At 70.2% G+C, this 19,159-nt stretch carries 19 protein-coding genes; 6 read left to right on the top strand and 13 right to left on the bottom strand.

Features of this window, described 5'->3' with window-relative positions; genetic code table 11:
• Positions 1–50 precede the first annotated feature (50 nt).
• The 3 genes from UK12_RS20260 to UK12_RS20250 all read right to left on the bottom strand — a co-directional run bounded on the left by UK12_RS20260 (position 51) and on the right by UK12_RS20250 (position 2,593).
• Complete coding sequence (locus UK12_RS20260; RefSeq protein ID WP_045304469.1) at positions 51–1,319, bottom strand: hypothetical protein; 1,269 nt, start codon at positions 1,317–1,319, stop codon at positions 51–53.
• Positions 1,309–2,118: a hypothetical protein gene (locus UK12_RS20255; RefSeq protein WP_045304468.1), complete on the bottom strand. Its 810-nt coding sequence runs from the start codon at positions 2,116–2,118 to the stop codon at positions 1,309–1,311. Before UK12_RS20255 ends, UK12_RS20260 begins: the two co-directional genes overlap by 11 nt.
• Before the next feature lie 136 nt (positions 2,119–2,254).
• Entirely contained in the window at positions 2,255–2,593 is a 339-nt protein-coding gene (locus UK12_RS20250) for a hypothetical protein (RefSeq protein WP_231591303.1), read from the bottom strand.
• Between the two features lie 262 nt (positions 2,594–2,855).
• On the opposite strand from UK12_RS20250, the gene UK12_RS20245 reads away from it, so the two are divergent.
• Complete coding sequence (locus UK12_RS20245; protein WP_045304489.1) at positions 2,856–3,917, top strand: C40 family peptidase; 1,062 nt, start codon at positions 2,856–2,858, stop codon at positions 3,915–3,917.
• A 151-nt stretch (positions 3,918–4,068) separates the two neighbouring features.
• Positions 4,069–4,812 (top strand): phosphatase PAP2 family protein, encoded by a 744-nt coding sequence (locus tag UK12_RS20240; protein ID WP_045304466.1) that lies wholly within the window; start codon positions 4,069–4,071, stop codon positions 4,810–4,812.
• Positions 4,813–4,849: 37 nt separating this feature from the next.
• On the opposite strand, the gene UK12_RS20235 is transcribed toward UK12_RS20240, so the two are convergent.
• On the bottom strand, positions 4,850–5,050 hold the full coding sequence (locus tag UK12_RS20235) for a hypothetical protein (protein ID WP_156178824.1): 201 nt from the start codon (positions 5,048–5,050) through the stop codon (positions 4,850–4,852).
• Between the two features lie 158 nt (positions 5,051–5,208).
• On the opposite strand from UK12_RS20235, the gene UK12_RS20230 reads away from it, so the two are divergent.
• The gene (locus UK12_RS20230; protein WP_052682019.1) at positions 5,209–6,075 is read left to right on the top strand and encodes a hypothetical protein; all 867 of its coding nucleotides are present in this window, start codon (positions 5,209–5,211) and stop codon (positions 6,073–6,075) included.
• Positions 6,076–6,214: 139 nt separating this feature from the next.
• Positions 6,215–6,442 carry a hypothetical protein gene (locus tag UK12_RS20225; protein ID WP_045304464.1) on the top strand — a complete coding sequence of 76 codons (228 nt, stop codon included), beginning with the start codon at positions 6,215–6,217 and terminating at the stop codon, positions 6,440–6,442.
• A gap of 3 nt (positions 6,443–6,445) precedes the next feature.
• On the opposite strand, the gene UK12_RS20220 is transcribed toward UK12_RS20225, so the two are convergent.
• Positions 6,446–6,751, bottom strand: a complete 306-nt coding sequence (locus tag UK12_RS20220; RefSeq protein ID WP_045304463.1) for a metal-sensitive transcriptional regulator — start codon at positions 6,749–6,751, stop codon at positions 6,446–6,448.
• A 296-nt stretch (positions 6,752–7,047) separates the two neighbouring features.
• Between UK12_RS20220 and UK12_RS20215 the strand changes: the two genes are divergently transcribed.
• Positions 7,048–7,668, top strand: coding sequence for a DUF47 domain-containing protein (locus tag UK12_RS20215; protein ID WP_045304462.1), 621 nt, complete (start codon positions 7,048–7,050; stop codon positions 7,666–7,668).
• A gap of 11 nt (positions 7,669–7,679) precedes the next feature.
• Positions 7,680–8,669, top strand: coding sequence for an inorganic phosphate transporter (locus UK12_RS20210; RefSeq protein WP_269432035.1), 990 nt, complete (start codon positions 7,680–7,682; stop codon positions 8,667–8,669).
• Positions 8,670–8,815: 146 nt separating this feature from the next.
• On the opposite strand, the gene pstB is transcribed toward UK12_RS20210, so the two are convergent.
• The 8 genes from pstB to mshD form a co-directional block, all read right to left on the bottom strand.
• Positions 8,816–9,592, bottom strand: a complete 777-nt coding sequence (gene pstB / locus UK12_RS20205) for a phosphate ABC transporter ATP-binding protein PstB (protein ID WP_045304460.1) — start codon at positions 9,590–9,592, stop codon at positions 8,816–8,818.
• Between the two features lie 65 nt (positions 9,593–9,657).
• Positions 9,658–10,734: a phosphate ABC transporter permease PstA gene (pstA, locus tag UK12_RS20200; RefSeq protein ID WP_045304459.1), complete on the bottom strand. Its 1,077-nt coding sequence runs from the start codon at positions 10,732–10,734 to the stop codon at positions 9,658–9,660.
• A complete protein-coding gene (gene pstC / locus UK12_RS20195; RefSeq protein ID WP_045304458.1) occupies positions 10,731–11,705 on the bottom strand; it encodes a phosphate ABC transporter permease subunit PstC in 975 nt (324 codons plus the stop codon). The genes pstA and pstC overlap by 4 nt, the downstream gene beginning before the upstream one ends.
• Before the next feature lie 141 nt (positions 11,706–11,846).
• A complete protein-coding gene (gene pstS, locus UK12_RS20190) occupies positions 11,847–12,986 on the bottom strand; it encodes a phosphate ABC transporter substrate-binding protein PstS (RefSeq protein WP_045304457.1) in 1,140 nt (379 codons plus the stop codon).
• A 227-nt stretch (positions 12,987–13,213) separates the two neighbouring features.
• Positions 13,214–13,732, bottom strand: a complete 519-nt coding sequence (locus tag UK12_RS20185) for an NUDIX hydrolase (RefSeq protein WP_082119778.1) — start codon at positions 13,730–13,732, stop codon at positions 13,214–13,216.
• Positions 13,733–14,872 (bottom strand): CHAD domain-containing protein, encoded by a 1,140-nt coding sequence (locus tag UK12_RS20180; protein ID WP_045304456.1) that lies wholly within the window; start codon positions 14,870–14,872, stop codon positions 13,733–13,735.
• Between the two features lie 225 nt (positions 14,873–15,097).
• On the bottom strand, positions 15,098–17,530 hold the full coding sequence (locus UK12_RS20175) for an RNA degradosome polyphosphate kinase (RefSeq protein ID WP_197085019.1): 2,433 nt from the start codon (positions 17,528–17,530) through the stop codon (positions 15,098–15,100).
• Positions 17,531–17,890: 360 nt separating this feature from the next.
• On the bottom strand, positions 17,891–18,940 hold the full coding sequence (mshD, locus tag UK12_RS20165) for a mycothiol synthase (RefSeq protein ID WP_082119777.1): 1,050 nt from the start codon (positions 18,938–18,940) through the stop codon (positions 17,891–17,893).
• Positions 18,941–19,159 lie beyond the last annotated feature (219 nt).

Genomic DNA, 19,159 nt, shown 5'->3' with positions numbered 1-19,159 from the left:
CTCCCTTCGCTGGACTGCTGCTGGTGATCACTCTGCCTGATGGACCGGCTTCACGAGGCGGAGTTGGCGTCCCGCGGCGGCGGAGCCTGCGCCGGGGTGGCCGGGGTCGGGGCCGCGGTGCGCCCGGCGTGGGCGGCGATACCGGGGGCGACGCTGCCACCGCCGGCGCCCGAGGTCGAGGCGTTCGCCGCCTGCGGGCCGCCGCGCGAGCCGTGCGCGGTGATGCCCTGCTTGACCAGGTTGGCCGGGCCGTTGATCATCGCCGACCCGGCGCTGACCGCACTCGCCCTGGCCCGGCGCATCTGCAGCATCTCGTCGCCGAAGCCCGGCACGAAGCGGTAGACGGAGGCACTGGCGAAGATCGACAGGAAGAGGATGGACAGCCCGGAGAGCACCCGTGCGAAGTCGTCGTCGGCCCCCGCACCGGTGGCCACCGCCCCGGCCAGACCGAGGATGATCACGATGATCGGCTTGGCCAGGTCGACGGCCACCATCAGACCCGCCCAGCGCCGGACGTGCTTCCACAGCTGCTTGTCCACCAGCCCCGCGTACACGGCGGTGCCCAGCAGCGCACCGACGTACAGCATCGCGGCTCGGATCAGCAGCTCCAGCCAGAGCACGGCGGCCGCCAGGACGGCCACCAGCGAGACGATGATCAGGATCAGCGGGCCGCCGCCGAGACTGCCCTTCTCCAGGGTGTCGGCGAAGCCGCCCAGATAGGTACCGGTGTCGGACTTGGTCCCGGCCGCGATGGCCTTGGTCAGCCCGTCGGTGGCGCTCACCACGGTGTAGAGGATCAGCGGGGTGAAGGCGGAGGCGACCACCGTCAGCCACAGGAAGCCGATCGCCTCGGAGATCGCCTGCCCGAGCGGGGCCCCCCGCACCGCCCGCTTGGTGACCGCCAGCAGCCAGAGCACCAGCGTGACCACGGTCGAGCCGGCGAAGACCACCGCGTACTGCTGGAGGAAGGCCGCGTTGGTGAAGTCCACCTGCGTGGTGCCGTCGATCGCCCCGGACAGCTTGCGCACCACCCAGGCCGCCGCCTGCGCACAGCCCTTGGCGAGCGAGCCCAGCGGATCGGTGACGCTGCCGACCGGGCCGGTCGGACCGACGACCTCGGCGCCGGGCGGTGGGCAGATCTTGTCGGCGCCTGCCACCGGCAGATCGACCCTGCACGTCGGTGTGGCACTCGGTGTGGCACTCGGGCTCGGATCGGCGAAGACCCGCTGAGCGGTGACCAGCGCGGCCAGCTGGAGCGTGGCCAGCGCACCGCCGAGCGCACCGGCCCGGCTGAAGAAGGAACCTCGGTCAGCGGGCATAGCGGAAGCCTCCGAAGTCCTGGACAGCAGCGGTGATCTCCTCGGCGGTGGCGGCCTGCTGGTCGCCGGGCACGGGCGCCGGTCCGGGCTTTCGGCTGAAGTCGGTGAGCTTCCAGTCCGCACCGGTCCAACGCATCGTCACGGTGAGCGTGAACCAGTTCTCCGCGACCGGCTGGGTGGAGCCCTCGCCGGCCAGGCCGAGCAGCCCGGTACACCAGACGTCGACCTTGGTCGCCGTGTCCGCCGCGTTGGTGGTCTTCGTCCCGACCGGGACGGTACGGCTGACGAAGGTCAGGCCCTTGGGCGCCTTGCCCTGCGCGTCCAGCCCGAACTTGGCGGTGGTGTCGGTACTGAACGCCTGGTCGAGGCGGGCCTGGAGGCCGGCGGCCACGGTCGGATCGGCGATGGTGGTGATGACGGCCCGTCTGCTGTCGGCGCGGAACATCTGCTCGGAGCCGAGCGCCACCGCGTAGTTGGCGGCCGCGGACTGGGCGCCCTGGTCGGTGTGCGGGTACCCGTTGGCGATGCCGTTGCTCGTCGTGGTGACCGGATCCTGGCCGCTCGGGACGGTGGCGGCGGGCGCGGGCCGCGCCTGGTCGGCGGAGGCGGCCGACGTGCCGGGGGCGGGCGTGCCGCGGTTGGCGATGGAGATCCCGACCACCAGCAGGGTGACCACCGCCAGCACCGCCAGCAGGGTCCGCAGTGGCCGCGGCTGGCGCCCGTTCACCTGCTGGTAGACGGACTGTTCGCCGACCGGCAGCCGAGTGCGGGTGTGCGGCTGGTCGTCGGACACCGGCACTGCGGCCCTCCTGGTGCAGAGGAGCCCAGGCGGGCCCCGAGGTCGGTTCTGGTGCGCACCCGGTGGAAGATGCGCGACAGTCCCGGCGGGTGCAGTACAGCCACCCCGCCAGGACGACTAGTCGACTGTCTGATCGTCAGATGGCCATGCCGTAGACAATGGTGAACAGGGTGCCGAGGGAACCGATGATGAACACGCCGGTCAGCCCCGCGATGATCAGCCCCTTGCCCTGCTCGGCGCTGAAGGAGTCCCTCATCGCCGTGGCACCGATCCGTTGTTTGGCCGCTCCCCAGACGGCGATCGCCAGACAGGCCAGAATGGCCACGGCCATGACGACCTCCACCATCACCCGGGCCTCGGAACCGAGAGTGGCGAACGGCCCCCAGTCAGGGGCGATTCCGCCGATGATGGTGTTGATATCGGCTTTCTTGGGTGGGTCTGCCGCCAGGTCACCGATCAACTTGCTGCCGTCCACGCTGCTCAGGTTCATTCCATCTCACCGCCCGATCAGGCAAATTCAAGGCCCACAGCACCCTCACGCGAAGAGCCGGTACCTATTCTTGGCCAGATCTGATGTCGCTTTGGCTACTTCTCGCGGATTGGTCGTGCGAAGTGGGACAGCTAGGACATGATGTCCATCATACGAAGGATACCGCTCACTCTGAGTATCTGCGATGATTGCGCTGAGCAACGCCTTCCAGAACACTGGCAACTGACGACTCGTCGGGATGGTGCTGATGGTACTCGGGAAGGCGGGCGCCGTAGCCGCAGGTGCGGGCACCGTGGCACTCGGTTTCGCCGCACTGGTCACTCTCGGCACCTTCGCCGCCAGCGGCACCACGCAGAGCTCGGCGAACAATCTCCCGCTCTCCAGCGGTACCGTCCCGGCCGCTTACCAGCCGCTGATCCAGAAATGGGGCACGCTCTGCCCCGAGATCTCCCCTCCGATGCTGGCGGCCCAGCTCTATCAGGAGAGCGGTTTCGATCCGTCAGCCCGTAGTCCGGCCAAGGCGTACGGCATGGCCCAGTTCCTGGAGGGCACCTGGGCCAGCTACGGAACGGACGGCGACGGGGACGGCAAGGCCGACATCTGGAACCCGGCCGACGCGATCGCCTCCGCCGCCTCGTACGACTGCGCCCTCGCCAAGGACGTCTCCCAGGTGCCGGGTGACAAGCAGTCCAATCTGCTGGCCGCCTACAACGCCGGCCCGTACGCGGTCATCAAGTCCGCCGGCGTCCCGCCCTACTCCGAGACCCAGGGGTACGTGCGCAACATCAAGTCGCTGGCCCGCAGCTTCACCGCGCCCACCGCGAGCGTCCCGATCACCCTCTCCTCGCAGTCCTCCGGGGCGATCTACTACGCCCAGACCAAGCTGGGCACGCCCTACCTCTGGGGCGGCGAGGGCCTGCCCTCGCAGGACGGCCGCTTCGACTGCTCGGGCCTCACCCAGGCCGCGTACGCCAGTGTCGGCATCACCCTGCCCCGGGTCGCGAACGACCAGTGGTACGCCGGCGAGCACCCCTCGCGCGACCAACTGCGCCCGGGCGACCTGGTGTTCTTCGCCAACGACCTGAACGACCCGCGGTCCATCCACCACGTCGGGATCTACGTCGGCGGCGGCTACATGCTCGACGCCCCGCACACCGGCGCGGTGATCCGCTACGACACCATCGACCAGAAGGGCTACATCGGCGCCACCCGGGTCACCGCCGACGGCGCCCAGGCCCTGCCGCAGCGGAACGCCGACGGGTCCATCACCGCCCCCAACAACCCTGGTCAAGGGGCGGCAAAGGGCTGATCCCGGGCCGACATCCGGTGTGCGAGCGACGTGGACGGTCAGTCAAGTTTCCATAACAGGGCGTTTCCGTGGAACCCTGGGCCTCACGAGTGACGTTCTGTCCGTCGATCATGTTTGATCAAAACGGAACCACCGACCAGGGAGGTGCGGCGTGTCAGCGCTGCTGGCCGACACGACCGGCCCTGATCTCAGTCTGCTGCGCGCGATCAACGGCCTGGCCAAGTCGGCGCCGGTATGGCTCGACAGCCTGGTCTCCTGGATCGGCGAGTACGGCATTCTGATCGGGCTCGCCGCGCTGTGCGCGACCGGCTGGCTGCAGGCCCGCCGCCATCCGAACGCGCCGGTCGCCATCGCCGGGATGCTGTGGGTGCCGCTCTCGGTGGCCATCTGCGAGGTCGCCAACATTCCGATCTCCGCGATCGTCAACCGGCCCCGGCCCTTCGTGGACCACCCCGACCTGGACGTCCTGGTGCAGGGCAAGGAGGGCACGCTCTCCTTCGTCAGCGACCACTCGGCGATGTCCATGGGCGTCGCCGTCGCCCTGTTCCTGGTCAACAAGCGGCTCGGAATGATCGCCGGCGTCCTCGCCCTGCTCCAGGGCTTCTGCCGGATGTTCATGGGTGTGCACTATCCGACCGACGTGATCGGCGGCTACGCGCTGGCCACCGCGGTGGTGCTGCTGCTGGCGCCGATCGCGATGGCCGTCCTGGTACCGCTCTGCCACTCCCTGACCCGGACCAGGCTCGCCCCGCTGCTGGTCGCCCCGCAGAGCGGCGACCGGGGCGCCGGGCAGGGCGGCGGCGGCAGCAGCCGGCGCCGGGCCACCGAGGGCCGTCGCCGCGGCCGCGGCTCCCGCTCGGAGGAACAGGCCCGCGACTCCGACCTCGCCGCCTGACCCTCCGCACCGAGCGCACCTCCGGGGCCGACGCTCCTCAGCTCGTCTCGGCGAGGTGCTCGTCGACGTCACGGCGGGCGCGGTCACGGGAGCGACGGCCCGGAGCGAACCAGCCGCAACTGCAGGCGGCGAAGCAGAAGGAGCCGCGTTCCTCGACCGTCACCCGGTGCGGGGAGGTCGGATCCGCGGCAAGGAGCGCGGGGGCTGCGCCGGGACGACCCGGCAGCTCGCTGGACACGTGCTTCACCGTAACGCGCTCCACCCCCGGAGCGCGACGAGTTCCGTGCGCCGGTTCCCGCGTAACCCTCGGGGCGGCCGCTCGTTGCACCGTCAAGAGTTCTGCCCAACCGGGTGGGCGGCTTGCCGGGCCGAGGGCCCGAGGGGGTTGTCTCAAGAGTGAACAAGCTGACCAGAAGCCACCGACTCACCGCCGGACCTGCCCGTACCGGCGCCCTCGTGGCCGTGCTCGCCGCCGCCCTCACCGCCTGCGGAGGCGGCGGCAGCCACTCCTCGGCGAGCTCGGCCGACCAGCTCTCCGGTGATCCTCTCACCGCGGTCCGCAGCGCCCCCGACATCACCGGGCGGACGGGCTCGGCCAAGGCCACCACCGAGCTGGTCACCGAGTCCGCCGAGAAGAAGGCCGTGTTCAACGGCAGCGGCGGGTACGACTACGTGAACCGGATCGGCAAGCTGGAGATCAACGTGCCCCCGGGCGCCGCCACCACCGGCAAGATCGTCGAGGTGGTGCTGCCGGGCACCGTCTATCTGCAGAACAGCGGCGCCAAGATCCCTGAGGGCAAGTGGGTCAGACTGGACGTCCGTCAACTCCCGGACGGGAACCTGGTCAGCAGCGGGGCCACCGATCCGGCCAGCGCCGCGGGTGCCCTGCGCGGCGTGCAGAAGGCGGACCTGGTCGGCACCGAGACGGTCAACGGCCTGGAGCTCAAGCACTACAAGGGCACCCTCGACCTGGCCAAGGCGGCCGACGCCACCGGCGGCCGGGGCGGCGACGGGCTGCGGATGGCCGCGCAGACCTTCACGGTGAAGGAGGTCCCGTACGAGGTCTGGCTGGACGGGCAGGGGCGGCTGCACAAGGTGGTCGAGACCTTCTCGTTCGCCGGGGTGGCCGGCTCCAAGGAGGCGAAGGACCAGGTGAAGGTGGTCTCGACGGTCTCGCTCGGCGAGTTCGGCGCCGCGGTGGACGCGACCGAGCCGGGGGCGGCCGACATCTTCTCGATGAAGCCCTCCGCCTCGCCCAGCTAGCGTCCCGGTGGCCCGGTCCGAAATAGTTCCTGCGGCGCCAGAGATGGCCCGTCCGTGCCATGGGGTATGGCCCGTCCCCTCCCTACGCTGGTGTCGGAGGCTACCGGCCTCCTGCCGGACGGTCGGAGGGGTGATACGCATGGGGGCGTCCTCGGAAGGCCGCAAGGGAGGCCACGACCAGACCGCACTGGACGAGATCGAGCTGGCCGGTGAGTTGATGATCGCCGCGACCGCCAGCCCCGAGGAGCGGCTGGCCCCCGAGCACATCGACCAGGTCCTGCTGGACTGCGACGCCGCCCGGACCGATCGTGCCGGGCGCCGTCCTGACCGGCGTTCAGGGCCCGGGAGAGCCGCCGAGGGGCAGTAGCCGTCAGGAGCGCAGCAGCCTGGAGATCGCGGCGCCGGCCTCCGCCACCTTGGCGTCCAGCTCGGCCCCGCCGTTCTCGGCGGCGGCCGCGACGCAGTGCCGCAGGTGCTCCTCCAACAGCGCGAGCGCGAAGGACTGCAGTGCCTTGGTACTGGCCGAGACCTGGGTCAGGATGTCGATGCAGTAGGCGTCCTCGTCGACCATCCGCTGAAGGCCGCGGACCTGCCCCTCGATCCGGCGCAGCCGCTTCAGGTGCTCGGACTTCCGGGAGCTGTAGCCGTGCGCCCCGGTGCTGGTGGTCGTCGTCATCCGGCCCGCCTTACGTCTCTTCCGTGAGCCACCAGTCTCCAACACACCGCCGCCCCGGGCTGTTCCCCCGTACGAGCGTCAGCTTCCGGTCGCGCAGTGCCCGGCGGGAGCGGATCCTGCCGTGGTTCCGTCAGACTGGGAGCTCCCGTCTGCACGGCGCTGTGCAGGCCGGCCCGCTGGTCCTGAGGCCATACGGAAGCGGAACTTCCGGTTCGCGTGTCGTCACCCCGTTTGCACGGTTCGGACGGCTTGCGCCTAGCATCGTTCAGTCCCTACCCCGCACATCGGAGATTTCCGTGCGTTTTAGCCTGACCCCGAAGGAGACGAGTTTCTACGACATGTTCGCCGCCGCCGCGGAGAACCTGGTCGTCGGATCGAAGCTCCTGCTGGAACTGCTGGGTTCAGACGTGTCGGCCCGCGCGGAGATCGTCGAGCGCATGCGCGCCGCCGAGCACGCCGGCGACGACACCACCCATGCGGTGTTCCACCAGCTGAACTCCTCCTTCATCACGCCCTTCGACCGCGAGGACATCTACGCCCTCGCCTCGTCGCTGGACGACATCATGGACTTCATGGAGGAGGCCGTCGACCTGGTCGTCCTCTACGACATCCAGACGCTGCCGAAGGGCATCGAGCAGCAGATCGAGGTGCTGGCCCGGGCCGCCGAGCTGACCGCCGAGGCGATGCCGAACCTGCGCAGCATGTCGAACCTGACCGAGTACTGGATCGAGGTCAACCGGCTGGAGAACCAGGCGGACCAGATCCACCGCAAGCTGCTCGCCCACCTCTTCAGCGGCCAGTACGAGGCCATCGAGGTGCTCAAGCTGAAGCAGATCGTGGACGTCCTCGAAGAGGCCGCCGACGCGTTCGAGCACGTGGCGAACACCGTGGAGACCATCGCGGTCAAGGAGTCCTGACCGGCGTGGACATGGCAGCACTCATCGCCGTCATCGGCGTGGCGTTCTTCTTCACGTACACCAACGGCTTCCACGACTCCGCGAACGCCATCGCCACCTCGGTGTCCACCCGGGCGCTCACCCCCCGGGCGGCGCTGGCGATGGCCGCCGTGATGAACCTGGCCGGTGCCTTCCTGGGCAGCGGCGTGGCGCACACCGTCTCCAGCGGCATCATCGAGACCCCGGTGGGCAGCCAGGGGATGGCCATCCTGTTCGCCGGCCTGGTCGGTGCGATCGCCTGGAACCTGGTCACCTGGTACTTCGGTCTGCCGTCCTCCTCCTCGCACGCGCTCTTCGGTGGGCTGGTCGGCGCCGCGCTGGCCGGTGGCACCGGGGTCATCTGGTCCGGCGTGATCGACAAGATCATCGTGCCGATGGTGGTCTCGCCGATCGTCGGTCTGATCGGCGGCTTCCTGGTGATGCTGGCGATCCTGTGGATCTTCAAGCGGGCCAATCCGCACCGGGCCAAGCGCAACTTCCGGGTCGCGCAGACCGCCTCGGCCGCCGCCATGGCCCTGGCCCACGGTCTGCAGGACGCCCAGAAGACCATGGGCATCGTGGTCATGGCGCTCACCATCTCGGGGCACCAGCACACCGGTGACATCCCGATCTGGGTGAAGATCTCCTGCGCCACCATGCTCTCGCTGGGCACCTACGCGGGTGGCTGGCGGATCATGCGGACGCTCGGCCGCAAGATCATCGAGCTGGACCCGCCGCAGGGCTTCGCCGCCGAGGCCACCGCCTCGACGATCATGTACATCACGTCGTTCGTCTTCAAGGCGCCGATCTCCACCACGCACGTGATCACCGCCGCGATCATGGGCGCGGGCGCCACCAAGCGGATCCGCGCGGTGCGCTGGGGCGTGGCCAAGAACATCGTGCTCGGCTGGTTCATCACGATGCCGGCGGCCGGCCTGGTCGCCGCGCTGATGTACTGGCTCGTCCACCTGCTCTTCCTGTGATCGAGCACCGGCCGTAGCCGGACGCCGTCGGACGCGGCCGGACATGGCAGGGCCCGCCCCCACATCTCGGGGGCGGGCCCTTTTCATGCTCCGCGGCGGCACCGCCATGCAGCGCCACAGAGCAGCTCACGCGGCTGACCCCGGCTTTAGCCGAAGCGGCCCGAGATGTAGTCCTCGGTAGCCTGCACCGACGGGTTGGAGAAGATCCGAGGAGTGTCGTCCAGCTCGACGAGCTTGCCCGGCTGGCCGACGCCGGCCAGGTTGAAGAAGGCGGTACGGTCCGAGACGCGGGCCGCCTGCTGCATGTTGTGGGTGACGATCACGATCGTGTACTGCGACTTCAGCTCGCCGATCAGGTCCTCGACGGCGAGGGTGGAGATCGGGTCGAGCGCCGAGCAGGGCTCGTCCATCAGCAGGACCTGCGGCTCGACCGCGATGGCGCGGGCGATGCACAGACGCTGCTGCTGGCCGCCGGAGAGGCCGGCCCCGGGCTTGTTCAGCCGGTCCTTGACCTCGTTCCACAGGTTGGCGCCCTGGAGGGACTTCTCGACGACGCCGTCCAGCACGGACTTCTTCTTGACCCCGGCGAGCTTCAGCCCGGCCGCCACGTTGTCGTAGATCGACATGGTCGGGAAGGGGTTCGGCCGCTGGAACACCATGCCGACCGAGCGGCGGACGGCGACCGGGTCGACGTTGGCGCCGTACAGGTTCTCGTCGTCCAGCATCACCTTGCCCTCGACGCGGGCGCCCGGGATCACCTCGTGCATCCGGTTGAGGGTGCGGAGGAAGGTGGACTTGCCGCAGCCGGAGGGGCCGATGAAGGCCGTCACCGAGCGGGGCTCGATGGTCATCGAGATGTCCTCGATGGCCCGGGTGGTGCCGTAGTAGGCGGACAGTCCGCTGACGTCGATGCGCTTGGCCATGATCTTTCGTCTTCTCTCGCCCGCGGCAGAGCCGCTGATGGATTCGTCTCGTACGTCAGTCGGTGTCAGTGACCGGCCTTGGGCGACCGCCAGCGGGCGATGCCCCGGGCGATGAGGTTGAGCCCCATCACGAAGGCGATCAGCACCAGGGCGGCACCCCAGGCACGGGCGTAACCGAAGTCGTTGTTGACCAAGGCGTACTGCTGCCAGATGTAGAGCGGCAGCGACTGCTGCGGGCCGTTGAACGGGTCGTTGTTGATGAAGTCGGCACCGAACACCAGCATCATCACCGGCGCGGTCTCACCCGTGATCCGGGCGACGGCGAGCATCACACCGGTGGTGATACCGCCGATCGCGGTCGGGATGACGATCCGCAGGATGGTCTTCCACTTGGGCACGCCCAGGGCGTACGAGGCCTCGCGCAGCTCGTTCGGGACGAGCTTGAGCATCTCCTCGGTGGAGCGGACCACGACCGGCATCATCAGGATCGCCAGCGCGAGGCTGCCGGAGAAGCCGGAGTACGCGAAGCCGAGCAGGATGTTCCAGAGCGAGAGGATGAACAGGCCGGCGACGATCGACGGGACACCCGTCATCACGTCGACGAAGAAGGTGACGACCTTCGCCAGTCGGCCCTTGCCGTACTCGACCAGGTAGACGGCGGTCATCAGGCCGATCGGGGCGGCCATCGCGGTGGCCAGGCCGACCTGCTCCACGGTGCCGATCAGCGCGTGGTAGATACCACCACCGGGGCCCGCGGAGATCACGTTCTTCATGGAGTGGCTGAGGAAGTTGCCGTTCACCACGCCGATGCCCTGCTGGATCGTGTAGACCGTCAGGGAGACGAGCGGGACGACGGCCAGGATGAAGGCGACCCAGACCACCGAGGTGGCGAAGCGGTCCTTGGCCTGGCGGCGACCCTCGACCTTGGCCGCGAGGCCGTAGCTGAGGGCCAGGAACAGCACGGCGGAGATCAGACCCCACTGCAGGTGGCTCTTCAGCCCTGCCCCGGCGCCGATCCCGCAGCCGAGGGCGACCGCGAGGACGGCGATGCCGGGCGCAGCCCACTTGGGGAGCCGGGCGTTGGTCAGATCACGGCGCAGCAGCGGCGCGGCCGCGGCGGAGGTGGTCGTCACAGTGCTCATGCGCTGTACTCCTTGCGGCGCGCGATGATCAGGCGGGCGGCGCCGTTCACCAGGAGGGTGATCACGAACAGGACCAGGCCGGAGGCCATCAGCGCGTCCCGGCCGAAGGGCAGGGCCTCGCCGAACTTCAGGGCGATGTTCTGGGCGAAGGTGCCGCCGCCCGGGTCCAGGATGTGCAGCGACAGGACGTTGTTGGCGGAGAGCACGGTGGCGACGGCGATGGTCTCGCCGAGCGCGCGGCCGAGGCCGAGCATCGAGGCGGAGATGATGCCGGGGCGGCCGAAGGGCAGTACGGCGGTGCGGATCATCTCCCAGCGGGTCGCGCCGAGGGCGAGCGCCGCCTCCTCGTGCATCCGCGGGACCTGGCGGAAGACCTCGCGGGTCACCGCGGTGATGATCGGCAGCACCATGATCGCCAGCAGGATGCCGACGGTGAACAGGTTGCGCGGGGTCGCGCCGGGCATGGTCGTCTTGAAGACGTACGTCCAGCCGAGGTACTGGTCCATCCACGCCGTCAGGCCGTTGATGTGCGGCACCAGGTAGAGCGCGCCCCACAGGCCGTAGACGATGCTGGGGACGGCTGCCAGCAGGTCCACCAGGTAGGCGAACGGCTGCGCGATCCGACGCGGTGCGTAGTGCGAGATGAAGAGCGCGACGCCGATCGCGACCGGCACGGCGATCGCCATCGCGACCAGCGCGCTGATGACGGTGCCGAACGCCAGCACCGCGATGCCGAAGACCGGCTTGGGCGCGTCCGGGGTCCACTCGAAGGTGGTGAGGAAGTTGCCCTCGTCCTTCGAGAGGGCCAGCCCGGAGCGGTAGGCGAGGAAGCCTGCGATGGCGGCCATGATGACCAGCAGCAGGATGCCCGAACCCCGGGAGAGGTTGAAGAAGATTTTGTCGCCGACGCGGCTGTCGCGTCGGGGCCGACGGTCCCTGCCCGCTGAGGTGGCAGGGGGGGATGAAGTCATGATCGTCTACTCCGGTCTGGCGGCGCTGCCCCGCAGGAGGGCGGCACCATGGCGGCGGTGCCCCGGACTATTGGTGGTCGTGTGCCCGGCCGGGCAGCCCCGCCCCCCTTCGAGGGCTGCCCGGCCGGTTGTGCCGATGGATCAGGCGAGGGTCGGGACGACCTGCTGCACCTTGGAGACCAGCTCCTTCGGCAGCGGGACGTAGCCCTTGCTGCCGATGGCCTGCTGGCCGGCGTCGCTGATGGTGTAGGTCAGGAAGGACTTCACGGCGTCCAGGGTGTCGGCCTTGTTGCCCTTGTCGCAGACGATCTCGTAGGTGACCAGGACCAGCGGGTAGGAGCCCTCGTCCTTGGTCGCGTAGTCGAGCTCGAGCGCCAGGTCGCTGCCGGTGCCCGCGACCTTCGCCTTGGCGAAGGTGTTGGCGGCGTTCTCAGCGGTCGCCGCGACCGGCTTGGAGGCGCCGGTGTTGATCGAGGCGCTCTTCAGGCTGTTGGTCTGGGCGTAGGACAGCTCGACGTAGCTGATCGAGTTCTTGACCTGCTTGACCTGCGCGGCGAGACCGGCGCTGCCGTTCGCCGACTGGCCGCCCTTGCCCGCCCAGGTCTTGCCGGACGGGTAGCTCCAGGCGCCGCCGCCGGCCTTCGACAGGTACTTGGTCAGGTTGTCCGTGGTGCCGGAGTCGTCCGAGCGGTGGAAGGCCTGGATGTCGGCGTCGGGCAGGTTGACACCCGGGTTGAGCTTGGCGATCTCCGGCGCGTTCCACTTGGTGATCTGCGAGTCGAAGATCTTCGCCAGGGTCGGGCCGTCCAGGACCAGGTTGTCCACACCGTCCACGTTGTAGACGATCGAGATCAGACCGCCGACCATCGGGAGGTCGATGCCCTGGCCGGTCTTGCAGACGGCCTTGGAGGCGTCCACCTCGGCGGGCTTCAGCGGCGAGTCGGAACCGGCGAAGCTGACCTTGCCCTGGTTGAACTGCTGGACACCGGCGCCCGAGCCGCCGCCACCGTAGGTGATCGTCGTGCCGGAGCAAGCGGAGCCGTAGGCGGCCTTCCAGACGTCGATCGCGTTGCTCTGCGCGGTGGAGCCGGCAGCGAGCAGCTGGCCCTTGCCGGCGCAGGCGATCTGCGCGGCCGAGGCACCGGCGCTGCCGGACGCCTTGGGGTCGCTGGTGCTGCTGTTGTTGTTGTCCGAGCCGCAGGCCGCGAGCGACAGCGAGCCAACGAGCGCCATGGCACCGATCGCAAGGGCCTTGGTGCGGCCGTTCCGCTGGAGCTTCACAGGGTGTCCCTTTCTGTGGCACTACCCGCGCCCGTCAGGCCGAGCATCGCTCGTGAGCACAGGTTTTGCTGAGGTCCGGGGCCCGATCGGCCCTCCGGTAATCCAGAAGTTAGGCCGACCAGGTGACGCGTCAGGCGGTCGCAAATGAACGGGGAGTGAACCTCGGACGGATGACAGGAAACAGCGTCCGGTAGTAACGGTTGCGTCACGGGCAGAACGCGGCGAGATCACTCGAAAGGAGTACGCCCACGATCGGCCAGCAGGGCCAGCAGGGCATCCACCAGCAACCGGTCCCGCCGATGCGTCAACCGGTCCTGCGCCTTCCTCGGCGGCAGCCACTCCAGCCGGTCCACCTCCCGGTTCGGGGCGAACCGGCCGCCCGTCGGCACCGCCGCCCAGTACCGGACCTCCTTCGGACGCCCCTGCGCCAGGTAGTGCTGCGCGGGCAGCTCCGCACCCAGCACACAGCTCAGCCCGGTCTCCTCCCACACCTCGCGCAGCGCCGCCTCCTGCCAGCCCTCACCCGGGTCCAGCTTCCCCTTCGGCAGGCTCCAGTCCCCGTACTTCGGCCGGTGGATCAGCGCGATCCTGGGCTTCTTCCGCCCCTGCCCGCTCTTCTTCTCCGGCCCGGGCACCCAGAGCACCGCGCCCGCCGCCAGAATCGTCGGCCCGTACCCGGAGCGCCGACGCCTACTGCGGTCCTCACTCGACCCGACGCTGCGCGGTGCGCTCAGGCGGTTGCCCATTCATGCCATCCGTTGTGCTGGAGTAGCGCCCCCGGTCTCCGACCGGAGGGACCCCCACCCAGCCGCCAGGCCGGTGGCGAGATTCGGCCACTGGTGGCCGAAGGCGTACCTGGCCGCCTCCACCTCCAGTCGCTGATCAGCATGCACCACGCCGAGGACGTAGGCGGTCGCCGGGGTGATCCGGGGCGTGCGCGCTGCCGTGGCCACCGTGACCGCCGCGTCCGCGGCCTCCTGATGGCGGTGCAGCGTACGGTCCAGCAGGTCGAGATCGGGCTCCGGGGCACCGCAGACCTCCAGTGCGTACCTGGCGCGCTTGACCAGGATCCGCACCCGGTGCCAGGGCGCGTCGTCCGCCGCCACCGCGGAGTCGGCGTCCACCTCACTCCCCCGGGCCCGGGACGGCTCCGGCTCCCGCGTCGGCGGCACGGCCCCGAGCCGGTGCAGGCCCTCCCCGCCGTACGGCGTCGCCGCCCGGCTCAGCGGCAGCCGCCGGGCCTCCGCCGCGAGCGCTTCGAAGGCCTCCGCCGCCTGCGCCAGCAGCACATCGCCCGGCTGGCCGCCCACGCCGTCGAGCAGCGGGACGTCACTGGCCAGCAGGGTCATCCGGTCCGCCAGCGCGTGCAGCCGGGCCGACCGCAGCTCCTGCAGCAGCGTGGTGTGCGCCCTGGTCCTGGCCAGGGTGAGCTGGCGCTCCAGCAGCGCACGCGCCTTGGGCGCGCCCGTGTGCCCCGCCAGCATGCCGGGACCACCCGGGTCGGTCTCACTGAGCGAGTCCAGCGCGGCCAGCAGCCGGGCCGAACGCCGCAGGAAGGCGGGCTCCTGGGCCAGCAGGTTGAGCAGCCAGCGCAGTTCGGTCCTGCTCTCCGCCGCCCAGTCGCGGTCGAAGGCCGCCGCGAAGGTGTGCAGCGCACCACCGACCCGCCGGACCGCCCGCAGCAGCGCCTCGGTACCCGCCGCGGCAGCCGCACTCGCCCCACCCGCCGGAAGCGCGCCCGGTCTCGACCCGGCCTCGCCCACCGCCTGCGGCAGCGCGCGCAGGAACGCGCCCGCCTGGGCGGTCAGATAGCCGGAGAGGAGCTCCCCGGTGGAGGCGTTCGCGGCCTTCGGCCCGGTCCGGGCCGTCATCGGCACATCGGTCATGACTGGGTTCCCCGTCCCCCCGGGGGCCGTTCCCCGGGGCTGGTGGCCGACTGCGGTGGTCACTGCCACGGCCGCCTGCCGAATGCCGCCGACCGGCTGCGGTGCCGACCGGCGACGCGTGCTGAGCTGGTAGGTGGTGCTGTCAGTAGTGGGGTCGTGCTGCGGTGGCTGGTAGTCGTGTTGCGGTGGCTGGTAGGGCTGGTAGTGCGGGTGCCGGGGTCACCGTCAGCGGGTGGCCGGCGACTTCCGGCGGCGCTGGCGCGAGTCGACGAGCAGATCCTGGACGTGCCGCAACCGCCGGCCCTCACCGTCCTGGGAGTGCCTGGTCCAGCCTCCGTCCGGCCCGAGGTGCCAGGACGTGGTCTCGTCCGACATCCCCAGGTCGATCAGGCCGGACAGCTCCACCCGGTGCGCCGGATCGGTCACCCGGACCAGCGCCTCGATCCGGCGGTCCAGATTGCGGTGCATCATGTCCGCGCTGCCGATCCACACCTCGGGCTCGCCCCCGTTGCCGAAGACGAAGATCCGCGAGTGTTCGAGGAAGCGCCCGAGAATGCTGCGCACCCTGATGTTCTCGCTCAGCCCCGCCACGCCCGGCCGGACGGCGCAGATCCCGCGCACCCACACGTCCACCGGCACCCCCGCCTGGGATGCCCGGTAGAGCGCGTCGATCACGGCCTCGTCCACGATCGAGTTGACCTTGATCTTCACGTACGCCGGCCGCCCGGCCCGGTGGTGCGCGATCTCCCCGTGGATCCGGGACAGCAGCCCGTCCCGCAGGCCGCGCGGCGCGGTCAGCAGCCGCCGGTACGACTCTCGCCGCGAGTAGCCCGAGAGGCGGTTGAACAGGTCCGAGAGGTCCGCGCCCACCTGCGGGTCCGCCGTCAGCAGCCCGATGTCCTCGTACAGCCGGGCGGTCTTCGGGTGGTAGTTGCCCGTCCCCACATGCGCGTAGCGGCGCAGGATGTCGCCCTCCTGGCGGACCACCAGCGACAGCTTGCAGTGCGTCTTCAGCCCGACCAGGCCGTACACCACATGGCAGCCGGCCTCCTCCAGCTTCCGGGCCCACTTGATGTTCGCCTGCTCGTCGAACCGCGCCTTGATCTCGACCAGGACCAGCACCTGCTTGCCCGACTCCGCCGCGTCGATCAGCGCGTCCACGATCGGCGAGTCACCCGAGGTCCGGTACAGCGTCTGCTTGATCGCCAGCACGTCCGGGTCGGCCGCCGCCTGCTCCAGAAACGCCTGCACCGAGGTGGAGAAGCTGTCGTACGGGTGGTGCAGCAGGACGTCGCGCTCACGCATCGCGGCGAAGATGTCGGGCTGCGAGGCGGACTCCACATCCGTCAGCCCGCGCGCCGTTCCCGCCACGAACTTCGGGTACTTCAGCTCGGGCCGGTCCAGGTCGGCGATCCCGAACAGGCCGGTCAGGTCGAGCGGGCCGGGCAGCGGGAAGACCTCCGCCTCGGTGATGTTCAGCTCGCGGACCAGCAGGTCCAGGATGTACGGGTCGATCGACTCCTCGACCTCGAGCCGCACCGGCGGACCGAACCGCCGCCGCATCAGCTCCTTCTCCAGCGCCTTGAGGATGTTCTCGGTGTCGTCCTCCTCCACCTCCAGGTCCTCGTTGCGAGTGACCCGGAAGGCGTGGTGCGCCAGCACCTCCATCCCCGGGAACAGCTCCTCCAGGTGCGCCCCCATCACGTCCTCCAGCGGCACGTACCGCTGCGTCGACGCCTCCAGGAAGCGGGAGAGGGACTGCGGCACCTTGACCCGCGCGAAGTGCTTGTGCCCCGACACCGGATTGCGGACCACCACGGCCAGGTTGAGGCTCAGGCCCGATATGTAGGGGAACGGGTGCGCCGGGTCCACGGCCAGCGGCGTCAGAACCGGAAAGATCTTCTGCCGGAAGAGCGTGTGCAGCCGCCCCTGTTCCTTCTCCGTCAGCTCCGCCCAGCGGACCAGCTCGATGCCCTCCACCGCCAGATCCGGCAGCACCTCCAGCTGGAAGGTCGCCGCATGACGCGCCATCAGCTCACGCGACCTGGTCCAGATCTGGTCCAGCACCTCGCGCGGCTGGAGGCCGGAGGCCGAACGCTGCGCGACCCCCGTGGCGATCCGCCGCTTGAGCCCGGCGACCCGGACCATGAAGAACTCGTCCAGGTTGCTGGCGAAGATGGCCAGGAACTTGGCCCGCTCCAGCAGCGGTATCTGCGGGTCCTCGGCCAGCTCCAGCACCCGCTCGTTGAACGCCAGCCAACTGCGCTCCCGGTCCAGGAACCTGCCCTGCGGGAGCTCCTCGAAGTCCGACGTGGCGGACGAGGCGTACTCGTCCGGGTCGTCCAGCGCCAGCCCGAGCACCGAGGACACTCCCGGCACCGGCAGTGTCGGGACGTCGGTGCCGGTCAGCGGCTTGGCCGGTGACACGGACGCGGAGGACGGTGCGGTCGACGTCGTGGCGGGCGTGGACGCGGGCGCGGCGGTCTCGGCCGTGGGGGCCGAAGCGGGTGCGGCGGTCGTCACGGGTACGGGGGCCTTCGGGGTTTTCGGAGCCTTCGGGCTCTTCGCAGCCGCTCTGGCGGAGGTCGCCGGTGCCACGGCGGCGCCCTTGGGCGAGGAGGCGGACGGTGAGGCAGGTGCGGGGCGGGGGACGCTCATGGATTCCAGCTCCTCCAGCAGGACGGTGTCCGGGCGCAACCCGGCGCTTGGACGGCCGGAGCCCGTCGTCACGTGCGTGCCGTCCTCGTCCTGCGACCCCAGCTCCCATCCGCCGGGCGCGGCCGGGAGACGGCCGACCCACGGATGCTGGCCGGCCACGCGGGGGCGAGGCACTACGGACGTCATCCTGTGATCTTCGCGGCGGCAATTTAATCCACGGTAAACACCGCATGGCCAGGAGGAAAGCTGACGCAGTCACCCCTGTGGGATGCGGCTGGGCCGACAGACCGCAGGACCGCCCGGGAGACCCCGGGCGTCCCACACGGTCCTGTCGGCCCCAGGGCCCCCTCCCGGACTCGGTCACGACTCCCGGCGGGCCTGGACGCGGTACATCAGGTCCACCTCGTGGATGGTGAACCCCAATCGTTCATATACCCGGACGGCAGCCGAGTTGTCAGCGTCCACATAAAGCATCACGGTCTGCTGCTTGCGGTCCTCCGCAAGGTGGCGAAGCCCGATCGCGGTCAGCGCCCGGCCCAGCCCGTTGCCCTGCTCGGCCGGATCGACCCCGACCACGTAGACCTCGCCGAGCCCCTCCGGGTGCACCTTCGTCCAGTGGAAGCCGACCAGCCGCTCGCCACGGAAGGCCAGGAAGAACCCGCTCGGGTCGAACCACGGCTCGCCCAGCCGGTCCGCCAGGTCCTGTTGAGTCCAGGACCCCTGCTCCGGGTGGTGCGCGAAGGCCAGCGCGTTCAGCCGCAGCCAGGCCGCGTCGTCCTGCCCCGGACGGAAGGTGCGCACCTCGACCCCGTCGGGCAGCGCCGCGGCCTCCGGCAGGTCGGCGGTACGCCGCATCTGCCGCAGCTCGCGCACGAGCTCGGCGCCGTAGGCGGCGGCGAGGTGGCGGGCCGCCGGGTGGCCGCCGTGGGCCCAGAACTCCACGGGCGCCTCCGGCGCCGCTGCCGACGCCTCGGCCAGCACCACGTCCACCAGGTGCCGGCCCAGGCCCAGCCCGCGGGAACCCGGTGTCACGGTCAGCTCCGCCGTCCCCGCCCTGCCGTCGCCCGGCAGCTCCAGCTGCGCGTAGCCGACCGCCGTGCCCTGCTGGGCGAGGTCGGCTTCGGATGGCTGGGCGTCGGACGGCTGGCTGGTGCTCCGCTGGTCGGTGGTCCGCTGGAGCAGGTGCAGCACGCCCGGTCGGGCCTCGGCCGACTTCAGCCGGAGCCTGCCCTGCTCGGACACCGCCTGCCGCTCGTCCGCGACCGCCGCTGCGGCGATGACGTCGGCAGCTGCCCCGGCCTCCTCTGCCGAGAGCACGGGGGCGGCGAGGATGCTGCCGGCGGCCTCCGACAGCGTGCGGGAGTGGCTACTGCGTGACGACTCGGGCGAGGGCGTGGCGGATGAAGTCATGATCCGACCCTACGTCGCGTCAACTGCCCCACGTAGGGCATTGCCCGCAGTCGGTGAGGGCTCTGTCAGCTGGGCCGCCCGGCAGTCGCGCGACCGGACCCGGGACCCGGGATGCGGGGTGCGGAAATGGTCCGGAAATGCGGAAAGCCCCCTCCCGGTCTCCCGGGAAGGGGCTTTCTCGAATGATTGTTCGGCGGCGTCCTACTCTCCCACAGGGTC

This window comes from Saccharothrix sp. ST-888, from assembly GCF_000955975.1.
Taxonomy (GTDB): domain Bacteria; phylum Actinomycetota; class Actinomycetes; order Streptomycetales; family Streptomycetaceae; genus Kitasatospora.
Note: the sequence above shows the minus strand (reverse complement) of the source record. Positions and strands in the feature narration are given on the sequence as shown.